Origin of the sequence: Desulfitobacterium hafniense DCB-2, from assembly GCF_000021925.1 — a bacterium.
Taxonomy (GTDB): domain Bacteria; phylum Bacillota; class Desulfitobacteriia; order Desulfitobacteriales; family Desulfitobacteriaceae; genus Desulfitobacterium; species Desulfitobacterium hafniense.
Window position 1 is genome coordinate 2,731,739 of record NC_011830.1, and the last position, 22,596, is coordinate 2,754,334.

Annotated in this window: 22 protein-coding genes and 2 riboswitches; of the genes, 19 read left to right on the top strand and 3 right to left on the bottom strand. The window is 46.6% G+C overall.

Annotated elements, in window-relative coordinates:
- Positions 1-60 precede the first annotated feature (60 nt).
- From DHAF_RS12530 to DHAF_RS12555, 6 genes are all read left to right on the top strand, one after another.
- Positions 61-1,803, top strand: coding sequence for an ABC transporter ATP-binding protein (locus DHAF_RS12530; RefSeq protein WP_011459675.1), 1,743 nt, complete (start codon positions 61-63; stop codon positions 1,801-1,803).
- 32 nt (positions 1,804-1,835) lie between these two features.
- A complete protein-coding gene (locus DHAF_RS12535) occupies positions 1,836-2,957 on the top strand; it encodes a 6-phosphofructokinase (RefSeq protein ID WP_005816624.1) in 1,122 nt (373 codons plus the stop codon).
- A gap of 93 nt (positions 2,958-3,050) precedes the next feature.
- Positions 3,051-3,524, top strand: coding sequence for a DUF456 domain-containing protein (locus DHAF_RS12540; RefSeq protein ID WP_015944081.1), 474 nt, complete (start codon positions 3,051-3,053; stop codon positions 3,522-3,524).
- Between the two features lie 40 nt (positions 3,525-3,564).
- Positions 3,565-4,440: an N-acetyltransferase gene (locus tag DHAF_RS12545; protein ID WP_005816620.1), complete on the top strand. Its 876-nt coding sequence runs from the start codon at positions 3,565-3,567 to the stop codon at positions 4,438-4,440.
- A 127-nt stretch (positions 4,441-4,567) separates the two neighbouring features.
- Positions 4,568-5,476: a PhzF family isomerase gene (locus tag DHAF_RS12550; protein ID WP_338009699.1), complete on the top strand. Its 909-nt coding sequence runs from the start codon at positions 4,568-4,570 to the stop codon at positions 5,474-5,476.
- Between the two features lie 256 nt (positions 5,477-5,732).
- Positions 5,733-6,656, top strand: coding sequence for a DnaJ C-terminal domain-containing protein (locus DHAF_RS12555; RefSeq protein ID WP_011459679.1), 924 nt, complete (start codon positions 5,733-5,735; stop codon positions 6,654-6,656).
- A gap of 4 nt (positions 6,657-6,660) precedes the next feature.
- Here DHAF_RS12555 and DHAF_RS12560 read toward each other — a convergent pair whose 3' ends face one another.
- On the bottom strand, positions 6,661-8,448 hold the full coding sequence (locus DHAF_RS12560) for a DUF6056 family protein (protein ID WP_035214600.1): 1,788 nt from the start codon (positions 8,446-8,448) through the stop codon (positions 6,661-6,663).
- Between the two features lie 107 nt (positions 8,449-8,555).
- Between DHAF_RS12560 and DHAF_RS12565 the strand changes: the two genes are divergently transcribed.
- The gene (locus DHAF_RS12565; protein ID WP_005816612.1) at positions 8,556-9,503 is read left to right on the top strand and encodes a glycosyltransferase family 2 protein; all 948 of its coding nucleotides are present in this window, start codon (positions 8,556-8,558) and stop codon (positions 9,501-9,503) included.
- Positions 9,504-9,559: 56 nt separating this feature from the next.
- Positions 9,560-9,898, top strand: a complete 339-nt coding sequence (locus DHAF_RS12570; protein WP_080510896.1) for a GtrA family protein — start codon at positions 9,560-9,562, stop codon at positions 9,896-9,898.
- Between the two features lie 80 nt (positions 9,899-9,978).
- Here DHAF_RS12570 and DHAF_RS12575 read toward each other — a convergent pair whose 3' ends face one another.
- Entirely contained in the window at positions 9,979-10,590 is a 612-nt protein-coding gene (locus DHAF_RS12575) for a TetR/AcrR family transcriptional regulator (RefSeq protein ID WP_005816608.1), read from the bottom strand.
- 270 nt (positions 10,591-10,860) lie between these two features.
- Between DHAF_RS12575 and DHAF_RS12580 the strand changes: the two genes are divergently transcribed.
- The 3 genes from DHAF_RS12580 (at position 10,861) to DHAF_RS12590 (ending at position 14,305) form a co-directional block, all read left to right on the top strand.
- Positions 10,861-12,651, top strand: coding sequence for an FAD-dependent oxidoreductase (locus DHAF_RS12580; RefSeq protein ID WP_015944082.1), 1,791 nt, complete (start codon positions 10,861-10,863; stop codon positions 12,649-12,651).
- 82 nt (positions 12,652-12,733) lie between these two features.
- A complete protein-coding gene (locus tag DHAF_RS12585) occupies positions 12,734-13,660 on the top strand; it encodes a hypothetical protein (protein WP_005816605.1) in 927 nt (308 codons plus the stop codon).
- A 60-nt stretch (positions 13,661-13,720) separates the two neighbouring features.
- Positions 13,721-14,305 (top strand): cytochrome c3 family protein, encoded by a 585-nt coding sequence (locus tag DHAF_RS12590; protein ID WP_005816603.1) that lies wholly within the window; start codon positions 13,721-13,723, stop codon positions 14,303-14,305.
- Positions 14,306-14,421: 116 nt separating this feature from the next.
- On the opposite strand, the gene DHAF_RS12595 is transcribed toward DHAF_RS12590, so the two are convergent.
- On the bottom strand, positions 14,422-14,796 hold the full coding sequence (locus tag DHAF_RS12595) for a hypothetical protein (RefSeq protein ID WP_005816601.1): 375 nt from the start codon (positions 14,794-14,796) through the stop codon (positions 14,422-14,424).
- A 203-nt stretch (positions 14,797-14,999) separates the two neighbouring features.
- On the opposite strand from DHAF_RS12595, the gene DHAF_RS12600 reads away from it, so the two are divergent.
- From DHAF_RS12600 to DHAF_RS12635, 8 genes are all read left to right on the top strand, one after another.
- A complete protein-coding gene (locus DHAF_RS12600) occupies positions 15,000-15,986 on the top strand; it encodes a CYTH domain-containing protein (RefSeq protein WP_015944083.1) in 987 nt (328 codons plus the stop codon).
- Between the two features lie 78 nt (positions 15,987-16,064).
- Positions 16,065-17,243: a hypothetical protein gene (locus tag DHAF_RS12605; protein ID WP_005816598.1), complete on the top strand. Its 1,179-nt coding sequence runs from the start codon at positions 16,065-16,067 to the stop codon at positions 17,241-17,243.
- Positions 17,244-17,381: 138 nt separating this feature from the next.
- Positions 17,382-18,029 carry an HDIG domain-containing metalloprotein gene (locus DHAF_RS12610; protein ID WP_015944084.1) on the top strand — a complete coding sequence of 216 codons (648 nt, stop codon included), beginning with the start codon at positions 17,382-17,384 and terminating at the stop codon, positions 18,027-18,029.
- A 14-nt stretch (positions 18,030-18,043) separates the two neighbouring features.
- Positions 18,044-18,556: a flavin reductase gene (locus tag DHAF_RS12615; protein ID WP_005816594.1), complete on the top strand. Its 513-nt coding sequence runs from the start codon at positions 18,044-18,046 to the stop codon at positions 18,554-18,556.
- Positions 18,557-18,652: 96 nt separating this feature from the next.
- Positions 18,653-19,855, top strand: a complete 1,203-nt coding sequence (locus DHAF_RS12620) for an RtcB family protein (RefSeq protein WP_015944085.1) — start codon at positions 18,653-18,655, stop codon at positions 19,853-19,855.
- A 213-nt stretch (positions 19,856-20,068) separates the two neighbouring features.
- Positions 20,069-20,440 carry a GntR family transcriptional regulator gene (locus DHAF_RS12625; RefSeq protein ID WP_005816592.1) on the top strand — a complete coding sequence of 124 codons (372 nt, stop codon included), beginning with the start codon at positions 20,069-20,071 and terminating at the stop codon, positions 20,438-20,440.
- Positions 20,437-21,135: an ABC transporter ATP-binding protein gene (locus DHAF_RS12630; RefSeq protein ID WP_005816590.1), complete on the top strand. Its 699-nt coding sequence runs from the start codon at positions 20,437-20,439 to the stop codon at positions 21,133-21,135. Before DHAF_RS12625 ends, DHAF_RS12630 begins: the two co-directional genes overlap by 4 nt.
- Entirely contained in the window at positions 21,129-21,926 is a 798-nt protein-coding gene (locus tag DHAF_RS12635) for a hypothetical protein (RefSeq protein WP_005816588.1), read from the top strand. The genes DHAF_RS12630 and DHAF_RS12635 overlap by 7 nt, the downstream gene beginning before the upstream one ends.
- 50 nt (positions 21,927-21,976) lie before the next feature.
- Positions 21,977-22,159: riboswitch (cobalamin riboswitch) on the top strand.
- Positions 22,160-22,243: 84 nt separating this feature from the next.
- A riboswitch (cobalamin riboswitch) is annotated at positions 22,244-22,424 on the top strand.
- Positions 22,425-22,596: the final 172 nt, after the last annotated feature.

A 22,596-nucleotide genomic window follows, 5' to 3' on the forward strand; every position in this document is an offset into this window, starting at 1 on the left:
AACTGTACCAGAATTTTTGCCAAGATATGATGACTATGACCAGAAAGAGTGGAGTTCGAAGTGAATATTTTAAAGCGTTTTATCAGTTACTACAAACCCTACCGTCTGCTTTTTTACACGGATATGCTGTGTGCGATCATCGTATCCGCTATTGATTTATCCTTTCCCATGATTCTGAGCTATTTAATCAACCGTGTATTTATCCAGGGGCGGGAAGCTATTCTGAACACAATCATGGTGGTAGGTATAGCCCTGCTGGCTATGTACATCATTAAGTATTTTTGTCAGTACTTTATCGTTTCCTACGGACATATCATGGGTGCCAAAATGGAAACAGATATGCGGCGGGATCTGTTTACCCATCTGCAGAAATTATCCTTTTCCTATTATGACAAACGGAATACGGGAGAGCTGATGTCCCGGCTGGTTGCGGATTTATTCGATATCTCCGAGTTAGCACACCACGGACCGGAGAATCTCTTTATATCGATCTTAAAGATTGTCGGCTCTTTTGTGATCTTAATGACTTTGAATGTGCAAATGACGCTGGCCCTTTCGATTGTAACCCTGGTGATTATTGTTTTCAGCCTCTATAAGAATAAAGTAATGCAGCCTATCTTCAGTGATAACCGTGTCAAAATCGCCAAGGTGAATTCCAGTGTTCAAGATAGTCTGGCAGGAATCCGGGTAGTCCAATCCTTTGCCAATGAAGGGATCGAGAAGAAGAAATTTGCCCACAGCAATGAGGCTTTCCTGGAATCAAAAACAGGAGCCTATAAGGTCATGGGCGGGTTCCACGCCTGGAACTCTTTCTTTGAAGGGCTGCTCTACATCGTAGTGGTCGTCACAGGGGGCATTCATATTGCCAATGGGACTTTAAGACCTTCTGATCTGGCGGTGTATATTCTTTACATCAATATCTTCATTAATCCGATTGATGTGTTGATCAACTTTACGGAACAATTCCAAAAGGGTTATGCAGGCTTTAAGCGTTTTGTCGAGGTTCTGGAGACCCATCCGGATATTAAAGATGAACCTGGGGCAAAACCTTTAACCCAGATCAAAGGGGATATTGAGTATCAGAGTGTCTCTTTTGGCTATGATGAGGAGGAATCCCATGTTCTCGATCAGGTCAGCTTGAAGATCAAAGCAGGGGAAACCATCGCTTTGGTAGGCCCTTCCGGCGGCGGCAAAACCACCCTCTGCTCCTTGCTGCCAAGATTTTACGAGGTGACTTCCGGAACCATCACCATCGATGGTCAGGATATCCGCAAGGTAACCCTGGCCTCCCTGCGCAATGCCATTGGGGTGGTCCAGCAGGATGTCTATCTGTTTGATGGCAGCATTAAGCAAAACATCGCCTATGGCAAAGCGGGAGCTACCGATGAAGAAATCATTGAGGCAGCGAAAAAAGCCAATATCCATGAGTTTATCAGTTCTCTTGAAGAGGGGTATGACACCTATGTGGGTGAGCGGGGAGTACGGCTTTCCGGCGGTCAGAAACAGCGCCTGTCCATTGCCCGGGTTTTCTTGAAGAATCCTCCCATATTGATTCTGGATGAAGCCACTTCAGCTTTGGACAATGAGAGTGAGCGCTATATTCAAAAATCTCTGGAGGAGCTGGCCCAGAACCGGACCACGATTGTGATCGCCCACCGTCTGAGCACCATTCGCAATGCCGATGAAATTATCGTGATCACTGATGAGGGCATTAAAGAAAGAGGAAATCATCAGGAGCTCCTGGAAATAGAAGGCATATATGCCCATTACTATAGAATGCAATTTGAAGGACTGGAAGGATAAACCTGAAAAAAGAAGAGAGTGGGGAACATAAGATGGAACCAATCAAAGGAGAGCAGCGGGATGGTCAATCTGAAATCAGGAAGCTGGCGATCTTGACCGGGGGCGGAGACTGCCCGGGGTTGAATGCGGTGATTCGTGCCGCTGTAAAAACAGCTTGTCATCGCGGTATAGCGGTGGTGGGAATTCAAGATGGTTTTCGGGGAGCTGTGGAAGGGGATTTCCGTCCCTTAGAGCTTAAGGATGTCTCCGGGATCTTACCCCGGGGAGGAACGATTCTGGGCACCACCAACCGGGATAATCCCTTTGCCTATCCTACACAAGTCGGGGAAGAACGGCAGGTTCAGGATCGTTCCGCTGAAGTGCTGGACAGATTTAAAGCGGAAGGAATTGATGCCCTGATTGCGATTGGGGGTGATGGGAGCTTAAGCATCGCTTGGGAATTTGCTAAGCAAGGGCTTAAGGTGGTGGGTGTTCCCAAAACCATCGATAATGATCTGATGTGCACGGATTTAACCTTTGGCTTTCAGACTGCTGTGGCTACTGCCCAGGACGCTTTGGACCGGCTCCACACCACGGCTGAATCCCACCACCGCATTATGATCTTAGAGGTCATGGGACGCTACGCCGGTTGGATCGCCCTCTATGCCGGAGTGGCAGGGGGAGCGGATGTCATCTTAATCCCGGAAATTCCTTATCAGCTGGAGAGTATCGCTGAAGCTGTCCAGAGACGGGCCCGTTTAGGCAAGCACTTCAGCATCATTGTGGTGGCTGAAGGGGCTAAACCCCTGGGCGGAGACATGGTTGTGGAACGCACTATGTCAGGGAGAACAGATCCCATTAAATTAGGAGGAATCGGTGCAAAGCTGGCGGCGGATTTAGAGAAGGTCACCGATATGGAGACCAGGGTGACTGTGCTGGGACATTTGCAGCGGGGAGGGTCTCCCATCGCTGTGGATCGGGTGCTGTCCACACGCTATGGGGTGGCTGCCGTTGAAGCCGCTTTGGCTGGTGATTTTGGCATGATGGTCGCCCTGCAGGGGCAAGACATCGTCAGAGTGCCAATGGCAGAAGCCGTTCACAAGCTGAAGCAGGTGGAACCTGACGATCCTGTCTTAAATGCCGCCCGCAGCATGGGGATCGAATTCGGGGACTAAAGCTAATTGGGATTCAGATTCAGATTCAGATTCAGATGATTTTTATCACGAAGAAGTCTCGTTCCATGCGGGTAGTTTGAGGGAGGAATTGGATTGAGCACAGTGGCATTGATCATTGCTGTTCTGCTGTTTATCATAGGTTTATTGGGCACTGTTCTTCCTATTTTGCCGGGGGCTGTTCTTATCTACGGCGGTATGTTGATTTATGGGCTGATGACGGAATTCGCCACCCTGGATTTTAACTTTTACCTTATTCAGGGCCTGGTGTTTGCCTTTATTTTTCTGGTGGATTACCTGGCTACCGCCGCAGGAACACGTCATTTCGGGGGAAGCAAACAAGCGGGCTGGGGAGCAGCCGTTGGGATGATCGTGGGACTCTTTTTTGGTCCCCTGGGCATCCTTGTCGGCCCTTTTTTGGGCGCGATGGGGGCGGAATTGCTGCGCAAAACAGAGCTCAGCCAAGCCATTCGCGTAGGCTTTGGCACTCTGACAGGTCTTTTGGGAGGAACAATCATCAAGCTTGGTGTGGAAATCCTCATGATCGTTTACTTCTTTATCAAAATTTAAGGGCCATGACAAGAATGAATGTGAAGTGAAGAAATGTACAATGAAGATTAGAAAGTTTGAACCAAAGGACAGGGATTCAATCGTTGAAATCTGGTATAAAGCCAGCATCATAGCCCATGATTTCATCCCTAAAGAGATATGGGAAGCGGAAAAAACGACGATAAGGGATCAATACCTTCCCCTGGCTGAGACTTGGGTCGCAGAGGAAGAGGGCAAGGTGATTGGCTTTATCTCTTTGCTTGACCAATATATAGGTGGATTATTTGTTGAACCTTCCCAGCAGGGAAAGGGTGCGGGTACCCAGCTCATCCAACGGGCTCAGGAAGAAAAAGGACACCTTACTGTGGGGGTCTACAGCAAAAATTCTGCTGCCAGAGGTTTTTATAGAAAGCATGGGTTCAGAAAAACCAATGAAGAACTTCAAACGGAAACCGGGGAAATTGTGATCAATAAGGCATGGAAGCAGGCGGGGGATAGCGTGAAGTCTGGAGAATCCAAACCGGCAGCCATCAGAGCTTTGGTGATAGAAGATTATGATGCAGTCATCGAACTTTGGCAAAACACCGAGGGAATTGGACTCAGTGAGACGGATTCCCGGGAGAACATCAGGCGTTTCCTGGCTAGAAACCCGTACCTGAGCTCAGTTGCGGAAAAGGATGGGGAAATCCTGGGTGCTGTGTTATGCGGGCATGACAGCCGCCGTGGCTATCTCCATCACCTGGCGGTCAGAAGTGACCGGCGCTTGCAGGGAATTGGCAAGCGGTTGGTTGATATAAGCCTGGAAAACCTCAAGGCTGAAGGTATCGATAAATGTCACATCTTTGTTTTTCGGGAGAATGAAAAAGGGGTTGCCTTTTGGGCCCAAAACGAGTGGAAGGCCCGTTTGGATCTCACTATTATGTCTAAACGCACATAATCCAAACCCTTCATCAACAGGTAAAATCTGCTGGCGAAGGGTTTGGATTATGTTACATAAAAAATTCGTTCAAAGCCAAAGTATTCCATTATGTTTTATGCCTTAAGCGAGCGAAAGGTGACTGATCATTATGAAAAAATATAGAATCTATCAGGTCGATTCATTTACACGGCAAAGATTTCACGGAAATCCGGCCGGCGTTGTCCCCAATGCTGATGGACTAACGGAAGAACAGATGCAGAGAATTGCCCGAGAACTAAACAACTCAGAGACAGCTTTTATTTTTTCATCCACATCACCGGACTATGATGTGGAAGTAAGGTTCTTTACGCCGACAACGGAGGTTCCTCTTTGTGGGCATGCAACAATTGCTGCACATTATGTCCGGGCAGTTGAAGGAGACGCCGTTTCAGGACGAGTGATGCAGAAGACTAAAGCGGGAATTTTGCCTGTTGACATTATTCAGGAGAATAGCAATTATTCTATTGTGATGACACAGGGAACTCCCGAGGTCGGAAAACCGTTTCGTTCTGAAGTGGTCGAATGGATTGCAGATGCCCTGGGGATAAGCGTTTGTGATCTCCATGAACATTGCCCGGTAGCTATCGCCTCCGCTGGTCACGCCAAGGTAATGGTCGGGCTCAAATCCAATAGTCAACTGCATAGTCTGCAGCCGAATCTTGCCAAGCTGTCCGCCATAAGCGAGGAAATCGGATGCAACGGTTATTATGTATTTACGCTGAATCCTCAAGATGAAGTTTTGGTTCACGGAAGAATGTTCGCCCCTGCAATTGGCGTCGCAGAAGATCCGGTTACTGGAAATGCAAATGGACCCCTTGGCATTTATTTGGTTCATTATGGAATTTGCAGGAATCTGGAAAGCAGTGATGCCTTTGAGTTTACAATAATGCAGGGTGAGGCAATTCAAAGAGATGGAACTATGCGTGTACATGTGAAGAAAGAAAACAATAAACCCGTACTTGTTCAGATAACAGGGGAGGCGGTCGTTGCTTTTTCAACTGAGATTGAGATTTAAGGCAGGCCAGCTGCGGCCGGATTTTAAAAATGGTCAAAGTGCCAAAACATTTGTCAAAGTCAAAGGTCAGATTTGGTCAAATTAATATTGAATTTTTTGGGTGAAAAAGTTATACTAATGTCAAAGAAGGTCAAGAATAGATACGGTAAGAGGGGATGCACAGTTCCTCTCCTCACCATATTATGGATTGAACCCTGTTGATGAATACCCAGGGAAAGAAACTATAAAACTAGGAGATGAAGGGAGGGGATGTCCCTTGCAATATAAGGATTATTATCAAATTCTCGGTGTAGATAAAAAGGCGACCCTTGAGGAAATCAAAAAGGCCTATCGAGGCCTGACCAAAAAATATCACCCGGACATTAATCCGGGCAACAAGGAAGCTGAGGAAAAGTATAAGGAGATCAATGAAGCCTACGAAGTTCTGGGGGATCCTGAAAAACGGGAGAAATACGACAACTTTGGCAATGAATTCAACTACCATAACGGCTATAATTTTGACCCCTCCCAATTTGGGTTCGGGAATGGCCAGTTTGAATTTAAGACTGCCGGAGCAGGTGATTACAGCGATTTCTTCAACCTCTTTTTTGGCGAAGGCGGTTTGGACGGCTTCTTTGGTCAAAAAGGTCCCCGCACCCGGGGAGCACGTTCCCAATTTGCCTATCCCGGGGAGGATATTGAGTCGGAGCTGCACATCACATTGGAAGAAGGCTTTCATGGCGCGGAAAAACAGCTCTCTCTAAGAGGCAGGAATGGACAGAAAAGTCTCTCTGTGAAAATTCCCAAGGGGATTAACGAAGGAGAAAAGATCCGGCTTAAAGGACAAGGTGAGCAAGGGATTAACGGCGGAGAAAACGGGGATTTATATCTCACTATTCGCTTACATCCCCATAGAAACTATATTCAGGAAGGAATTAATCTTACCACCACAGTGGATGTGCTCCCTTGGGATGCTGCTTTAGGATCGGAAGTAACCGTGAAAACCCTGGATTCCACCATCAAAGTCAGAATACCCCCAGGAATACAGACGGATAGTAAGATTCGCATCGCTGGCAAAGGATATATCGATCGTAAGGGGACCCGGGGAGACCTCTATATCAAAGTACGAATCATCAACCCGACCTCGATCAGCCCGGAAATGAAGAGCTTGTATGAAAAGCTAAAGGATTTGTCAAAGTAGCTGCTCAGTCGATATAATCTATAGGCGTATCCTCTTTAATGCCATAGCATTCTTTCATAAAGTAGGGCATATCATTCCAATTCCCCAGACCATAACCATAATAACTTGGAGGCACCTTTTTCAGGAGGAGGCCTCCTTTTTTTTCTGCCTCGTGGTATTCTTTGATGGCCTCCAGATTATAATTCTGCGGGATGGATGCTTGATAGTAGCCCTGGAGGGTAGCGCCAAAAACCAGGACCGAGATAAAGCAGAAAAATACACCCAGACTGGTTTGCATAAGTTTCAGCCTGCGCTGAGACTCCCTTTCATGATAAATCGAGTAGAGGCAATGAATGAGGGATAGTCCAAGGCACACAACGCCGACAAGGATAAGGGCTTTTTGCTGAAGACTTAAAGCAACCAAAAAGCAAGCCAAAACTAAATAAAGGATATTCTGACGAAAAGCAAGGACTGAATAGAAGATAAAGACACTTAAGAGGAGCAAAGAGGGAAACATGACCTTATAGGCTGCCGCAAAACGCGCATCCACAACGATCAGCATGATCTGGGCCCCTAGGGCATTAATGGTGTTGAAAAACAGGAAAGGAGCATTCTTTTTCATCAGCAGGACCACAGATAGATAGACTAAGGCAGAAAGGTAGAGAAAAACAAAAGCGATTACGCTTAACCCAGAAAAGGAACGAAGATTCTCATGAGTAAGTTCAAAGGGGATATTTTTGTACAGAAGAAAGTATATATACCCTATGAGAGCCACACCGAGAAGAACAGCAAAGGCCCGATTAAACAGGCGTTGTTTTCGGCCCAGAGGTCTGCCGTCCTCAAATTCAGGTGCAGCGGCTCTTGACCATTCCGAAGAGGAGAGGGTTGCCGCTATGGCAGGACAATCATCGGCCAGGGAGCCGGGACGGGAAAAGAGAACAAGCCAAAAAATACAGCTAAGGCTGATGAGCAGCACGAAAGGAGCCGCAGGTAAAGAGAAAATATTCGTCTTGATCAGCTCGGTTATGACGTCCATAAGCACAACCTCATTACCGGCCGTCTTCTCCCAGAGCAAACGCTTTAAAGAGCCATAGATGATCAGTGTATATCCTAATAACATGACTCCGTAAAGGGGAAGAAAGGTTCTGAAGGGTAACTTTCTGCGGATCAAAGAAAGATAGAGAGAGATCATTATTGTAAAGCCGATGCCGATCATTCCCGCCTGCTGCGTGGAGGAGCCGACAAAAAAGGCCAGAATCAGCAGCAAAACTTTTTCACCTCTACTCCCGGAACTTATCCGGGTGTAGAGCAGATAGGCATAGACCAGAACAAGGGCCATGGGATAGAGATAATTAAAGGCACAGGCAGCATAATAAATGGTCGTATGAGCAATCTTCAGAGGCAACAAGAGAAAGAACAAGGAAGCACAGAGCAGGGCAAGCCCCAAAGCAGGATTGCCCTTTTTTCCCTGGCGCGAGGAATAGGAGAAAGCAGCCATTTTGGCCAGGATGTAGACTGTCAGCATCAAGATAAGAGGATTGAGAATGCGGAAAAACTCTATCTGGGGTTTAAGGGCCAGAACCATTGCGCCGCCGATCCAGACCCGCCCATTGGAGTTCAGTTCATCCAGGAGAGCTTCGGGAAGGTAATTCAGCCCGTATTGAGCATCCCGGCTGTAGTATAAATCATCAGCATAAAGGAAAATGTAACGATGAATCCAGAGCATAGCGAAAAGGAAAACAAGGAGCATCAGCCACTCTCTCCTTAATAAACTGGCTCTGGCTTGCCAATAAGCACGTAGATTCTTAACCAAAGTATCACTCCAATTAAAGGAATTGTTTAAAAAAGCAAGCAATGCGTCAATAATTTAATTAGGGCAATTTTCGACCTGCTCAATACGATAATTTTGGGGGCAGTTCATTGATTTCCATCATCCTACCTGTATACAACGAGGAAAAGCAAATCTATGTCAATGTCCAAAGAATCCGTTCAATTTTATTAGGTGCCAAGATCAAGCATCAGCTGATCATCATTGACGATGGGTCAACGGATGGTTCATGGTCAGAGCTGCAGCGATTAGCCGAGGATTTTAATAATGTACTCCTTCTCAAATTCAGCAGGAACTTTGGCAAAGAGGCTGCTTTATGTGCCGGACTGGAGACCGCCACAGGAGATGCCTGTGTGATCCTTGATGCGGATCTTCAGCACCCTCCTGAATACATTCCGGAAATGATCCGCCTCTGGCGGGATGAAGGGTATGAAGTGGTTGAAGGAATCAAAGCCACCCGGGGCAGGGAAACGATGTGGGGAAAAATAGCCGCCTTGACCTATTACAGACTGTTTAATAAAGCTACTGGCATTAATCTAACCAATGCCTCGGATTTTAAACTCTTAGACCAGAAAGTAGTGGAGACTTGGAAAACCCTTAAAGAAAAGGATACCTTTTTCCGCGGCATGTCGGCTTGGCTGGGGTATAAACGAATCCAGATTCCTTTTCCGGTTCAGGAGCGAAGGGAAGGGAAATCCAAGTGGTCCTTGCCAAGCTTGTTTAAGCTGGCTATTGATTCCATTACTTCCTTCAGTGCCATGCCTTTGCAAATCATCACCGGACTGGGGATCGGGCTGCTGCTTTTCGATGTGGTCCTAGTAGGGCAGACTCTGTATATGAAGTTCAGCGGTCAGGCCTTTACAGGGTTTACCACAGTGATCATTCTGATCCTGGGCATCGGCAGTTGTGTCATGATCAGTCTTGGCATTATCGGCATCTATATCTCAAAAATCTATGATGAAGTCAAAGGAAGACCCCGCTATATCATCTCCGAACAGAAAAAAAGTGTACTCAAAACGATCCGCAGAAAAATCCAGTAAACTGGAATTTCCGGACTGAGGCTGGGGAGGGGAATATCATATTTTTCAAATACGTCATTGTCGGCGGTTCCACAGCCCTTTTGGAACTGCTCCTATTCCTTGGCTTACGGCGGGGCGTCGGTTTCGATCTGGCATCGGCAAATATTCTCGCCATGGGAATTGCCACCGGAGTCAATTTCTTAATGAACCGGAATTGGTCCTTTCGCAGCAGTACCAGGGTAAGCCGCAGTTTTGTCTTATATATCTCCCTGATCCTGTTCAATATGGTTTTTACCACTTGGCTGATCGCACTTTTGGTAAGCTGGGGAGTGAGCGACTTTTGGGCTAAATTTATGATGATGGCCGCGGCAACACTTTGGAATTTTGCACTCTATAGGAAAGTGATTTTTACTTAAGAAAGAAGATTTAAAAAAGCACCGATGAGTTCAAAAGCTGTTCATGAACTGCCGGTGCTGCTTTTGCTGTTATGGGATTATCAATGGGCTCTTTGGCACATTTCTATTTTTGTCAAAGGATTATGTGAAAGACCAGGTGAGGGCAGGTTATGATCGAAAATTCCCTTCAGCTCCGGTGGAAGGACAGTATCCATCAAGGCCGCCAACTCCTCAGGGGGCTCTCTCATACCTTTCTCCCCCCAGATAAACATACATTGTGAGGTAAGCAAGGCTGCCGCATCAATTTGAAAAAGCAAGGCTTTCGTGGGTGAAAGCTTTATGTAGTTAGTCAGCGTTCCGGTATAGATGTCCCTTGAGCGGCGATAGGCATATTTGCCGATGGCATTGTAGTCCTCAGAATGGGCAGCATAAACATACACGGAGCGTTCTTTATACAGTTCGGCAAATAATTTAATATGGGCTTGCAGCCAGGTCAGGGTACGGCCGATTTGCAGGAGAGTATCTTCAGCTAAAAGATCAAAATGCCAGTTAACAACAGAATACTTATCGTGAAAATAGCGGTAAAACGTCTGACGGGATACATGGCTCTCTTCGCAGAGCTGTTTAGTGCTAATAGAATCAAGGTTGGTTTTTTCGAGAAGACAACCAAGAGTGTGAAAAATGCGCCACTGTACTTCATGGTACTCTTGCATCACTTGTTGCTCCTTATTATGATTTCTACGGGAAACTTGAGACACTTTAAGCAATCTGTAACTTCTATTTGGCAGGTGAGCTTGTTACTATTATAACATAGTATTTGGGTTTTTGAAGGATAATCATATAAAATTATACTAAATTGTAAATTAATGATAATTGAAGAGATTATTATCACTAACACATTAAGATGCCGAGTGGAGGTGATGTCTTAAAGAAATGGGGTTTAAGATGGAACTAAACCGAATAAGGAAAAGGAGAGAAAAACCATGGTTGAGAAAAAAACGGCTACTGAAGAAAAAAGTTTATCCCGGAGAGATTTTTTGCGCAACACCGGTATTTTGGCCGGAGGAGCTGTTCTCGGCACCGGTCTGTTAGCCGGTTGTTCAGACAGTGCCGCCAAGGCGGAGGCTCCGCCTCCGGTTGAGCAAACCTGGGATTATGAAGCCGATGTCGTCATCATTGGTCTGGGGGGCGCAGGTGCATCGGCAGCCATTGAAGCTCACGATGCCGGCGCCAAAGTTCTCGTTATCGAAAAGCAGGCAGAAAAGACTCATTACCCCAATACGAGAATGAGCGGCGGCGTATGGCATAACCCTGATCCAATGGGCGATAGGGGAGCCCGGGTTGAGTATATCAAAGCTATGATGAGCGGGGAAAATATTCCTTGGAAGAACGAAGGCGAGCAGGAACATGTATCCGCTGAAATGGCGGAAATGTTTGCCGACGGTATTATGGATGTAGAAAACTTCCTGATGACCCAGGCTCCTGACCTCGATCCCGCCGGCATGGCACCCGGAGGGGAGGCATCCTTCCCGATGTTCCCGAAGTTTAAGGAAGCCAAATACGGCAAAACCATTAATACCCGCTATAAGGATTTTCAGAATGCTGATGACAATGTCCCGGCCTATGAGCAGCCCAAAGAGCAGAAATCCGCAGGGGAAGCATTCTATTGGGCCCTTGTTGAAGAGGGAATCAAAGGAAAACGTCCGGAAATTCAGATTTTATTCAGTACCCCGGCCAAAAGGTTAATTCAAGGGGAGAACGGTGAAATCCGTGGGGTTATCGCTACCCAAGGCGATAAGGAAATCAAAGTTAAGGCGAAAAGGGCAGTCGTGCTGTCCAGTGGCGGATATGAATATAATCTCCCCATGCGCAGAGCTTTCCTGGAAGGTCCCGGAGTAACAGGGTGGGGATTTTACGGATCACCGGATAATACGGGTGACGGCATTGAAATGGCTATCCTGGTGGGCGCCGGTTTGGTCAAAGTGGCTAAAGCAGCCTCTCGGATTGAGTCAGCCTTCCCCCACGGGAAGAATTGGGATGAAAAAGGCCTCAAAATGGGTTCCAACACCAGCGTAACCTCTTCGAAGAACAGTGTCATCGTCGATAACTTCGGCAAGCGCTATACTGATGAACACATCATCACCGATTCCACACGCCCCTATCGTTATCAATTCTATAAAGAAGCTGTCCATTATGATCTCTTAACCATGAACTACCCCCGGATTCCCAGCTGGATCATCTTTGATGAAACCCGCAGAACCTCCAGTCCGGTGGTAGGAACCAGCGGCTCAACCGTGGGTTATGGCTTCCTGCCTTGGAGTAAGGATAATTTAGATGCCATCCAACGGGGCTGGATCCTTAAAGCCGATACCCTTGAAGAATTAGCGGCCAAGATCAAAGCCGATCCGGAAAACCGTGAGCTTATTGATACGCAAACTCTGATCGACAATGTGAAGAAATTTAATGAATACTGTGCTGTCGGTGTAGATAAAGACTTTGGCAGAACTCCTGCCACCATGGGTCCCGTTGAGAAACCGCCTTTCTATGCTATGAAGCTGTATCCGGGAGGACCAAACACTAAGGGTGGTATTGATGCCAATGCCAAGCGGGAGGCCCTTGATTGGAATGCCAAGCCCATACCAAGACTTTACACAGCCGGTGAAATATCTTCAGTCTTTAAGTTTACTTATCAAGCCGGCGGCAATTTGACCGAATGTATCGTCTGCGGACGGGTGGCAGGTAAGAATGCCGCCGGACAGACCCCGTGGTCATAAGCTTAAAATAATCAAAGGGATGAGGGCCAAAGCTTCCGGCCCTCTTTCCTGACTCGACTTTATCATCAAGGAGAATGGTGCAATGGGAGACTATACACAAGCTGAGACAAAACGGCAGACCCGGATTGAAATCCTGAATCTCCGCCCTGAAGAAGTAGATGCGGGAAAGGAGCTATGGCTGCAAGTCAGGGTGATCAGCGAGGCTCATGACGACCTTTTAGGTTGCAGGATTCAGGTCATGGATCTTTTTAATCATAGTGTAGCTGAAACTGAGTTGGCAGTTCTTGACGGAATAAGCAATGATACCCATGAATTTTCACTGCCAGCGCCCCAAGACCCTGGCGAATACACTTGGACCGTGCTCTTTTCCAATCAAGAAAAGGAAGGCACTTCTTTTGCGGGAAGTTCCGGGCAATTGTCCTTTATAGTAAAACCCCATCGGATCACCTTAAACGTCTGGGGGGTGCCCTCCCCGGTCCCTCAGGGTGAAACCTTCAAAGTCAGTATTGGCGCCAAATGCTCTGCCGGTTGCTCTCTGGCGGGCCTTCCTTTAGTCATCGAGGATGACAATCATCGTGTGGTTTACGGACATTTGGGGGAAGCAGTATTGCCCCAGACCAATGGAGTCTATTGGACAGAACAAGAGCTCAGTTCCCCAGAAGAAGAAACCCTCCATAAATGGGTGATCCAATGCTGCACACAGGAACTGGAGATTCAACACCACGCTCAGCCGGAGACCTTTTTATGCCGTACCACCAAGCCCTCTGAACATCAAGTCATGATTGAGGTCCTCGACAAATATGAGCAAACCCCCATTGCTAAAGCCTATGTGATGCTGGGCTTATACAAAGCAACCACCGATGCCAATGGGGTGGCCGTATTAGAAGTGCCTGAGGGCAGGCAGGAATTGTATGTAACCAAAGATGATTTCTTGTCTTTTCAGACTTCCTTTGTGATCAGCAAAGGAATCGCGATCAAGGCAGAGCTGGAATATTGCCCAATATTGTAGCCAAAAGAAAATCTTCATTCCTAAGGAGTGGTTAAACTGAAAAGACAGAATCGATTACGGATGATGGCACTTATCATCATGTTTCTGGCTATCGGCGTGATTGCCGGATGTTCAAACACTGCGGATACTCCTCCCCAAACCACGGATACCGCACAGACTCCAACACCACCGACCACAGGAGAACCCACTGCACCGGCGACGGACACCAAGGATTGGTGGACACCGGATATGGACTGCGCTCTCTGCCATGCCAGCAATGTAGAATCTATGCAGAACACCAAGCTTACCATCTCGGCTCATGCTCAGGAAGGACAAAACTGTGTGGACTGTCATGGCTTGGAAACCCTCCAGGAAGCCCATCAAGGCGCCACAACAGTCCCCGGCAATATCACCGTAAGAATGCCCAAAGAGATGTGCTTCCAGTGCCATGGTTCCTATGAAGAGATAGCCGCTCTTACGGCAGACAGCACCGTACTGCCTAAGAAAGATGGCGGTTATGCCAATCCCCATGTTCGCCCCAATGAAAACCATGATGCTGATGTAGAGTGTTATAAATGCCATAAAATGCATAAGGAATACGACAATAGAGCCGAATGTTTAAGTTGTCATCATACGGGCGAGCTTACTTGCTATACATGCCACTGATATATATGGGCAAAACAGAGTCAGGACTATCTCCAAAATGGAGATGCCTCACTCTGTTTTTGTTTCTCATTTTTATTTCTTAATGGAAGCTATTCTTAACATGACTTTCTATTCATCTATTCCAGTTCAAAAGGTACAATATAGATCTGCTCGCCTATTTTACGGGCTTTAATCAACTCGCAGTGTCTTAATATGGCAATCTGTTTATCGAGCTCCCATTCCTTCAGGTTAAACAAAGTCATCAACTCAGGCCGGGTAAGTTTTCCGCTCTCCTTAATTCGGTTATACATAGTGGACTGGAGTTCGGTGAGCCCGTCGGCTCCGCTTTCTCTGGAGAGCTGGCGATGGGTTTTAGCGGAATGGACTGCGGCTACATCACAGGACTTGGGCGGCTGCAGAGCACCTATATAGCAATCTTCACAAAGGATCTTGCCTCGATGGTCAAAGCTTTCACCGTCAGGGATGAGATCACCGCATCGTTCACAATTCATAGAGCACTCCTCCTTAAATAAAAATTAATACATAACCTAAATATAATAATTAAACATTTCCAAGGTAATTCCTTCAAAATTCAGACAACTATTCAAGGTAAATCCCTTTCCATAGATATTCCCATCGTAGGATGTTAAAATAATCTATACTCTTAATTGTCATACTCTTATTTGTCCAAAAAAGTAAACGAGGAGAAATTTCTATGAGTCTTACTATTGCCAATCAATCCGACGTCTTTAAATTTGCTCTTGTTCTCTATGACTATCTCATGCAAAAGGGACAAACGAAAGAAGCTTATGATTTGAGCCTGTTGGTAGACTCCTGTTATAGCAATGATAGATACGCTCTAAAGGCTCATCTCCAGGCTTTCATACAAATACAGGAAAAAGTACAGGCTTTGCCTCTTCCATACCAGCATGCTCTTGAGGAAGCCATAACCTATATTGCTCAGGAGCTGAAGGTTGGGAAAGCTAAGGAGGTCCCGAAAGGCTGCGGGGCTGTTGCGGATACTGGAGAGTGCCGGGAAAACACGGCAACGGCTCAAGAATTTCAGGAATTTCAGGAAATTGAACTAAAACTCAAGGTGCCTAATCCCCAACTGGGGGAGATGATACTTCAGGACCCTTTAATTAAGGAGTTAAGCCGGGATTTCCAGCTCCGGGTCAGGGAATATGAGACAACCTATTATGACACTCCCAGCCATCTGCTCATCAATCATCAAGTATGTTACAGAATACGGAATTTCGCAGGGATGTATATCGCCGCTATCAAAGGATTCGGTTCTTCCCGGAAGGGGCTGTCCATAAGAAGTGAATGGAATCGGCAACTACCGGAGAACGCCCCCACGCTGGAGCCTTTTCTGGATTTGGCCATAGGCCGGGAGTTGGAGAGCCTTATTAAAGATGAAGAACTTCTCCCCATATTCTGCACCCGCTTTAAGCGCAGCACCCTTGACCTCATCGGCCAGGACGGCAGCCGCATTGAGTTAGCTCTGGATATCGGGGAGATCGTAGCAGGCAGTAGAAGGGAATCTATCTGCGAGCTTGAACTTGAACTTAAAAGCGGTCAAGTGGAGGATGTGGTGAGATTAGGAGAGGCCCTTTCTGAAGCCTATCGGCTAACCCCTGAAGAGCGAAGCAAATATCAACGGGGCCTGATGCTTGCGGGACTCATGTCCTCTGAAATTTAAGCTTCGCAGCAACAGAATTTTCTGTGGGCTTACGTCTATATATTTGGCAAGCGCAGTAAATGGTCTGAGGAGGAGCTTATGAATAAACTAACTAAAACGGCAGGAATAGTTGCCCTTGGCTTATCTTTAATCTTAACGGGCTGCTCCGCTTTTCCCGGTCAAAGCAAGGGCGATCCGCAGCCCGTCGATCAGGCAGGCTCAAAGGAGCCTGATTCGGCCGATTTAACTGACCAACAAAAGAGTAAAGCCAGGGAGAAGATTGAATCCGCCCTGAATGCCAATCAGGAAATTTTCCAGATCACCTGGTCTCCCGACCAGGAGCAAGTGCTCTATATCCAGCCTGGCGGTGCCAGTAAAAAGGGCCTGGACGAAGCTTACCTTTGGCAGATCGGGAAAGAAGAGGCTCGGTTTGTCAGGGATGTTCAGCCCACAGTCCGCAGCTTATCCTGGTCTCCTGACAGCAAGCACTTTATCATCAGCGAGAAATTGGCTGAAGGAGCCATCAACAGCATTGTCAATGCTGAGACCTTGCAGGAAAGCCCTTTTAAACCCAAGAGCATGGATACCCCTGTCTGGAAACCGGACAGCACAGCTATCGCTTACGGCAATGAATTCCATGAGTATGGCGAAACCTGGGGCTTTTTAGAAATCTATACTCTGGGCGATCAGGACAGCGACTATCTCTGGAAAGCGAAAGACACTTACTATAGGGTAGAGTCCTGGGATCAGGAGGGGAATATCAACTATACTGAAGAAGACATTCCCGGGCAGAAGACCCAAAAGAAGAGCACCCAAAACATCCGCCCCAGCATTTCCGGTGTCCATCTGGGGGACACCAGAGAACAGGTGATGGCAGCCTTAGGGAAGAACTATCAGGAAACAGCACCCAGCGGCGAAACGGGACATTTTCCTGAGCCGGTCTACCGTTGGGATTACGAAGGAATCAAGGTCTTTATCGGGGCGGATTCAGGGAAAGTCTTGGAGATCAATGCCACTTCCCCTCAAGCCGTTACGGATTTAGGTGTTAAGGTGGGAGATAAGGCAGAGAAAGTATTCGCCGCCTATCGCTCTAAGTATGTAGAGCCGGAAAGCATTCATGGCGGAACTCTTTATGGCATCTTCAAGGTGGAAGGCGCCGCTGCCTTAGCTTTTAATTTTGATACAGATCCCGCACAGTATCCGCGCCAAATCAAGCCCGACCATAAAGTGACAGGAATGGTCTTAACCTATCCCGAAATCATGGACGATTCGTTCTGAGCAGTCAGGATATTCCGCTGAAACCCCGTTGGAAACACATACGGATTACGCTACCGACCTGGCTGAACGGCCAGGTTTTCTTTATGTCATATCCTGCCTGTTTTGGGTAAACTAAAAGGCAGGTAGGAAAAAGATCAAATGATTCGAGGGGAAATGACTATGCCAAGCCTAACTTTTCAGGAAATCGACAATCACCTCATGAATGATAATAAACCGTCAAACTTCATAATAGAATTAAACAAGGCAGGAATAATTGAGACTGAATATCCTTTTACTCTGCTGGGAGCGCTGAAGGATACCCCTCAATCTCCAAAGCATCATCCTGAAGGCAGTGTTTGGAATCATACCCTGATGGTTCTGGATAACGCGGCGGAGAGAAAACATCTCAGCCAAAACCCCCAGGTGTTGATGTGGGCCGCCTTGCTTCATGACCTGGGCAAAGCCCCCACCACCCGTGTGCGCAAAGGGCGGATCACTTCCTATGATCATGATGCAGTGGGGGAGAAGCTGGCCGGCCAATTCCTCCGGGAGTTAACCCGGGATGAACGATTCATCCACCAAGTCGCCAAAATGGTCCGCTGGCATATGCAGATTCTCTTTGTCGTCAAAGGCCTGCCCTTTGCCAATGTTAAAAAAATGGCCGCGGAAGTTTCTATTGAGGAAATAGCCCTGCTTGGTTTTTGCGACCGTTTAGGAAGAGGTGAAATGACTCCTCAAAAAAAGCAGGAAGAAGAGCAGACCATAGAGAAATTCTTAGTACGGTGTATGGAAATACTTCAAGGTTAAAGGAGATTTGTAAAATGCGCGAATTTAAAGAGATTACCCCGGAACAATTTGTACATAGCCCTTTTCAGCTTTTGGACAAAGAATGGATGCTTATTACCGCCGGCATAGATGAAAAAGTCAACACCATGACAGCCTCCTGGGGCGGTTTTGGGGTATTGTGGAATAAGAATGTAGCTTATATTTTTATTCGCCCCACACGCTACACCAAGGAGTTTGTGGATGGTTCCACTACCTTGTCTCTATCCTTTTTCCCCGGCTCTTACAAAAAACAGCTGGGCTATTTGGGACGTGTATCCGGGAGAGATGTGGAGAAGATTAAAGAATCCGGCTTAACCGTGCTCAAAGCAGGTGATGGAACTCCCTATTTTGAAGAAGCAAACATGACACTCTTCGGCAAGAAGCTCTATGCCCAGGAACTAAAACCTGAGTGCTTTAGTGTGGAGGGCCTGGATGAAAAGAATTATCCCCTGAAAGATTATCACACCATGTATGTAGTAGAGATCGAAAGAATTCTTGTCCAAGCATAATTTGTTTGCCGTCACCTTTACTCCGATTGGAAGCTGTCTGTACTATTCTTCAAATAGAAGACAGAGTGTTAAGAGTAAGCTGCGAAAGGATAAACCATGATCAAGATCACGGGTCAATACAATCACGCTTTGGTCTTCACCGAGACGATGGAGGCAGGAGCCAGCCAACAGATCGAAACCTTATGCGATCAAGAATTTGTCAAGGACAGCAAGATTCGCATCATGCCTGATGTTCACAGCGGTGTGGGATGTACCATTGGCACGACCATGACCATTAAAGATAAAGTGGTGCCTAATTTGGTCGGTGTGGATATAGGGTGCGGCATGGAAGTAACCCAGCTTGAAGGTTCACACCTTGAACTGCAAAAGCTGGATAAGCTGATCTATGAGAAAATTCCCAGCGGCTTTAATATCCGCAATAAGGAGCACCGTTTTCATGAGAGTATTGATTTGGATGATCTCAAATGCAAAAGGGAAGTCAATTTAACCCGTGCCCGCAGAAGCATCGGTACTCTGGGCGGGGGCAATCATTTTATCGAGATCAATCAAGACAGCCGGGGAATTTACTATTTAGTAATTCACTCAGGGAGCCGCCATTTAGGCAATGAAGTAGCTAAGCTGTATCAAGAGGAGGCTTATCGGGCTTTAAATAAGTCCACAAAGGCCGATATCGAAGGATTGATCGCCGAATTGAAAGCCGCAGGGCGGGATAAGGAAATTCCCAAAGAGGTCAGACGGAAAAAGGCAGAGGTCCTAACGGATGTTCCCAAGGCTTTAGCCTATGCTTCGGGAGCACTTTTTCAGGACTATATCCACGATATGAAAATTGTCCAGCATTTCGCGGCCCTAAACAGGAAAGCCATGGCGGATGAAATACTTAAAGGGATGAAACTCAAGGCCGTGGACCAGTTCACGACCATTCATAATTACATTGATACAGAGCACATGATTCTGCGCAAAGGCGCAGTCTCAGCCCAAAAGGATGAACGGCTCCTGATTCCCATCAACATGCGGGACGGCAGCCTGATCTGTATCGGCAAAGGCAACCCGGACTGGAACTATTCAGCTCCGCACGGAGCCGGCCGCCTCATGAGCCGCTCCCAAGCCCGCAGTTCCCTGACCTTGACCCAATATAAAGAAATGATGCAAGGGGTATTCTCCACATCGGTCAACAAAGAAACTTTGGATGAATGCCCCTTAGCTTACAAACCCATGGAAGATATCATCAAAAACATCCACGATACGGTGGAGATCGTGGCTCAGATTAAGCCGGTTTATAATTTTAAAGCAGCGGATTGAACGAGACTTCAGTTCAGTATAAAGTAAAGCCATGAAAAGTTAAGCCATGATTGGGAGAACTATCCTTCCGATCATGGCTTTTTACTACCGTTCACTTGCTTATTAATATAATGATGGAACAAAGTATATAACCTATCTTGACATCGAGAGAGAATAGTGTATTATTGTATTAAGAACTTAATACAATAATACACTGAGACAAGAGGTGAGACCATGTCATGGGATTTAAAGACGGACAGACCGATTTACACCCAGTTAATTGAGCAGATTCAGCTGAAGATTTTCTCCGGAGCATACCCTCTGGGGTCAAAACTGCCTTCGGTCCGGGATATGGCCCAAGAGGCGGCTGTTAACCCCAATACTATGCAAAGAGCTTTAGCCAAAATGGAAGAGGACGGATTGATTATAACCCACCGCACCAGCGGTCGATCGGTAACGGAGGATGCGCATATGGTAGAGATGGCCAAAACCCAAGTAGCCAAAGAACAAATTGCTGAATTTCTGGAAAAAATGAAAATGATGGGCTTTGAACAAAAAGAGATCCTAACCATCATCAACACTATGGCAGAGGAGATGAAGAAATGAACCCAATCCTGGAATGCAAGGGGCTGACCAAGAAATACGGCACCAAGGTGGCCCTGAACACGATTAACTTAACTTTGGAACGGGGTCAGATCGTGGGCCTTTTAGGACCTAACGGCAGCGGGAAAAGCACCCTGATCAAACTGGCCAATGAGCTGCTCACCCCAAGCGGGGGCGAGATTCTGATCGATGGCCAAAAGCCGGGTATCGGGACCAAGAAAATAATCTCCTATCTCCCGGAAAAAACTTACCTCAATGATTGGATGAAAGTTCACGAAATCATTGAGTTCTTCCAGGACTTTTATGAGGATTTCAAGCCGGAAAAGGCCTTCGAGATGCTGAAAAACCTCAACATCAATCCTCATGACAGACTTAAGACCATGTCCAAGGGCACCAAAGAAAAAGTTCAGCTCATCCTGGTCATGAGCCGTGAAGCGGATCTTTACCTCTTAGATGAGCCTATCGGCGGAGTGGACCCGGCAGCCCGGGATTATATCCTGAAAACCATTCTCAGCAACTACAATGAAAAGGGAACTGTTCTCATCTCCACCCACCTTATCTCTGAAATTGAAAATATCCTCGATTATGTTGTCTTTATCAATCAAGGTCAAGTTGTCTTGACCTCCACAGTGGATGAAATCCGCAGTGAAAAAGGTAAATCCGTCGATGCCTTATTCCGGGAGGTGTTCAAATGCTAAGTAAGTTGATGAAATATGAGTTGAAAGCCACAGGAAGAGTTTTCCTGCCCTTATACCTGGCTTTATTGGTTTTCGCCCTGATTAACCGCTTCATGCTGGGAGTAAGTTCCAGCCACCACTGGCAGGCTCCGGCGGTCATCAGTATGGCTGTTTATATTTTTATCATGGCCGGTATCTTTGTTATGACCTTGATTATGACGATTCAGCGTTTCTATAAGAATCTTCTCTCTGAAGAAGGCTACCTGATGTTCACTCTCCCTGTCAAACCCTGGCAGCACATTGTCTGTAAGATGCTGATCTCCATGTTTTGGTTAGTGATCAGTTTCTTCGTGGCCATGCTCTCCATCATCCTCATCGCTTTAAAAGCAGGGGACTGGGAGCACATTATGAGGGAGCTGACCCAATTCTCTGGCACACTATGGGGTTATCTGGGCACATCGATTTATTTGTATTCCCTCGAGGCTGTGATCGGCATCTTCCTCATTCTGGCATCGGCCATTTTAATCCTCTACGCCTCGATTGCTGTTGGCCACCTGTTTAATCAGCACCGTATTCTGGCCTCCTTTGCCGCCTTTATCGGACTCAATACCTTAACCCAAATGATCAGCATGGGGATTGGTTTTATAATAGGGCATGGCAATGCCTGGAATATTACCCCGGGGAATTTTCTCACTATGCACACGGAGATCCACCTTTTCATTGCCTTCATACTGATTGAGTCGGCACTGATCACGGCTGCTTACTTCGCCATCACCAATACTATTTTGAAGAAGCGTTTGAATCTCGAGTGATCTTTGGGTTGTTAATTGTCATAATATATGTTATAAACAATATAAGTGAATTAAATATTCAGTTTTTAGGTGCCTCTGATTTATCGGAGGATAATAGGGAACCAGGTGAAATTCCTGGACGGTCGCGCCACTGTATGCGGAGAGCTTCTTTTATAACCACTGGTTTTATCCGGGAAGGAGAAAGAAAGCAAAGACCCGCAAGTCAGGAAACCTGCCTAATACTGGTTGTCTACGCCTTTCGCGGAAAAAGGGATATGACGGTTGCACTTGTGCTTTAACCCATTTTCTTAGCGAAAATGGGTTTTGTTTGCTTTAAAACCGAATACATAGCTTAAGGTGCCCATAGGGAGAATAGGGAAACCGGTATAAGTCCGGTGCGGATCCGCCGCTGTAATCGGAGACGAATCCCCAGAATGTCACTGTCTTTTTTAGAGATGGGAAGGCGTGGGAGGAGGATGACACGAGAGCCAGAAGACCTGCCTTTTAGAAAGCTGATTAAGTACACTAGTAAGGCTTTTTTAGGCTTGTTCAAGGTAAGTTCTCCCTGCATCATTGCAGGGAGATTTATTATTGGGGAGACTCTTTCGCCATAAGGAGGTGAAAATGGATAGCGAAATATCCATATTCCAGTTGATATAACATGCTATTAAAATCAAGAATAAAAGGAGAA

Excerpts from the sequence above, each read along its gene's own strand:
- DHAF_RS12625 (WP_005816592.1), top strand. The coding sequence starts at position 20,069 with ATGTCATGGGATTTAAAGACGGACAGACCGATTTACACCCAGTTAATT.
- DHAF_RS12535 (WP_005816624.1), top strand. The coding sequence starts at position 1,836 with ATGGAACCAATCAAAGGAGAGCAGCGGGATGGTCAATCTGAAATCAGG.
- DHAF_RS12600 (WP_015944083.1), top strand. The coding sequence starts at position 15,000 with ATGAGTCTTACTATTGCCAATCAATCCGACGTCTTTAAATTTGCTCTT.
- DHAF_RS12595 (WP_005816601.1), bottom strand. The coding sequence starts at position 14,796 with ATGAATTGTGAACGATGCGGTGATCTCATCCCTGACGGTGAAAGCTTT.
- DHAF_RS12615 (WP_005816594.1), top strand. The coding sequence starts at position 18,044 with ATGCGCGAATTTAAAGAGATTACCCCGGAACAATTTGTACATAGCCCT.
- DHAF_RS12575 (WP_005816608.1), bottom strand. The coding sequence starts at position 10,590 with ATGCAAGAGTACCATGAAGTACAGTGGCGCATTTTTCACACTCTTGGT.
- DHAF_RS12545 (WP_005816620.1), top strand. The coding sequence starts at position 3,565 with ATGAAGATTAGAAAGTTTGAACCAAAGGACAGGGATTCAATCGTTGAA.
- DHAF_RS12630 (WP_005816590.1), top strand. The coding sequence starts at position 20,437 with ATGAACCCAATCCTGGAATGCAAGGGGCTGACCAAGAAATACGGCACC.
- DHAF_RS12635 (WP_005816588.1), top strand. The coding sequence starts at position 21,129 with ATGCTAAGTAAGTTGATGAAATATGAGTTGAAAGCCACAGGAAGAGTT.
- DHAF_RS12610 (WP_015944084.1), top strand. The coding sequence starts at position 17,382 with ATGATTCGAGGGGAAATGACTATGCCAAGCCTAACTTTTCAGGAAATC.
- DHAF_RS12590 (WP_005816603.1), top strand. The coding sequence starts at position 13,721 with ATGATGGCACTTATCATCATGTTTCTGGCTATCGGCGTGATTGCCGGA.
- DHAF_RS12585 (WP_005816605.1), top strand. The coding sequence starts at position 12,734 with ATGGGAGACTATACACAAGCTGAGACAAAACGGCAGACCCGGATTGAA.
- DHAF_RS12580 (WP_015944082.1), top strand. The coding sequence starts at position 10,861 with ATGGTTGAGAAAAAAACGGCTACTGAAGAAAAAAGTTTATCCCGGAGA.
- DHAF_RS12605 (WP_005816598.1), top strand. The coding sequence starts at position 16,065 with ATGAATAAACTAACTAAAACGGCAGGAATAGTTGCCCTTGGCTTATCT.
- DHAF_RS12620 (WP_015944085.1), top strand. The coding sequence starts at position 18,653 with ATGATCAAGATCACGGGTCAATACAATCACGCTTTGGTCTTCACCGAG.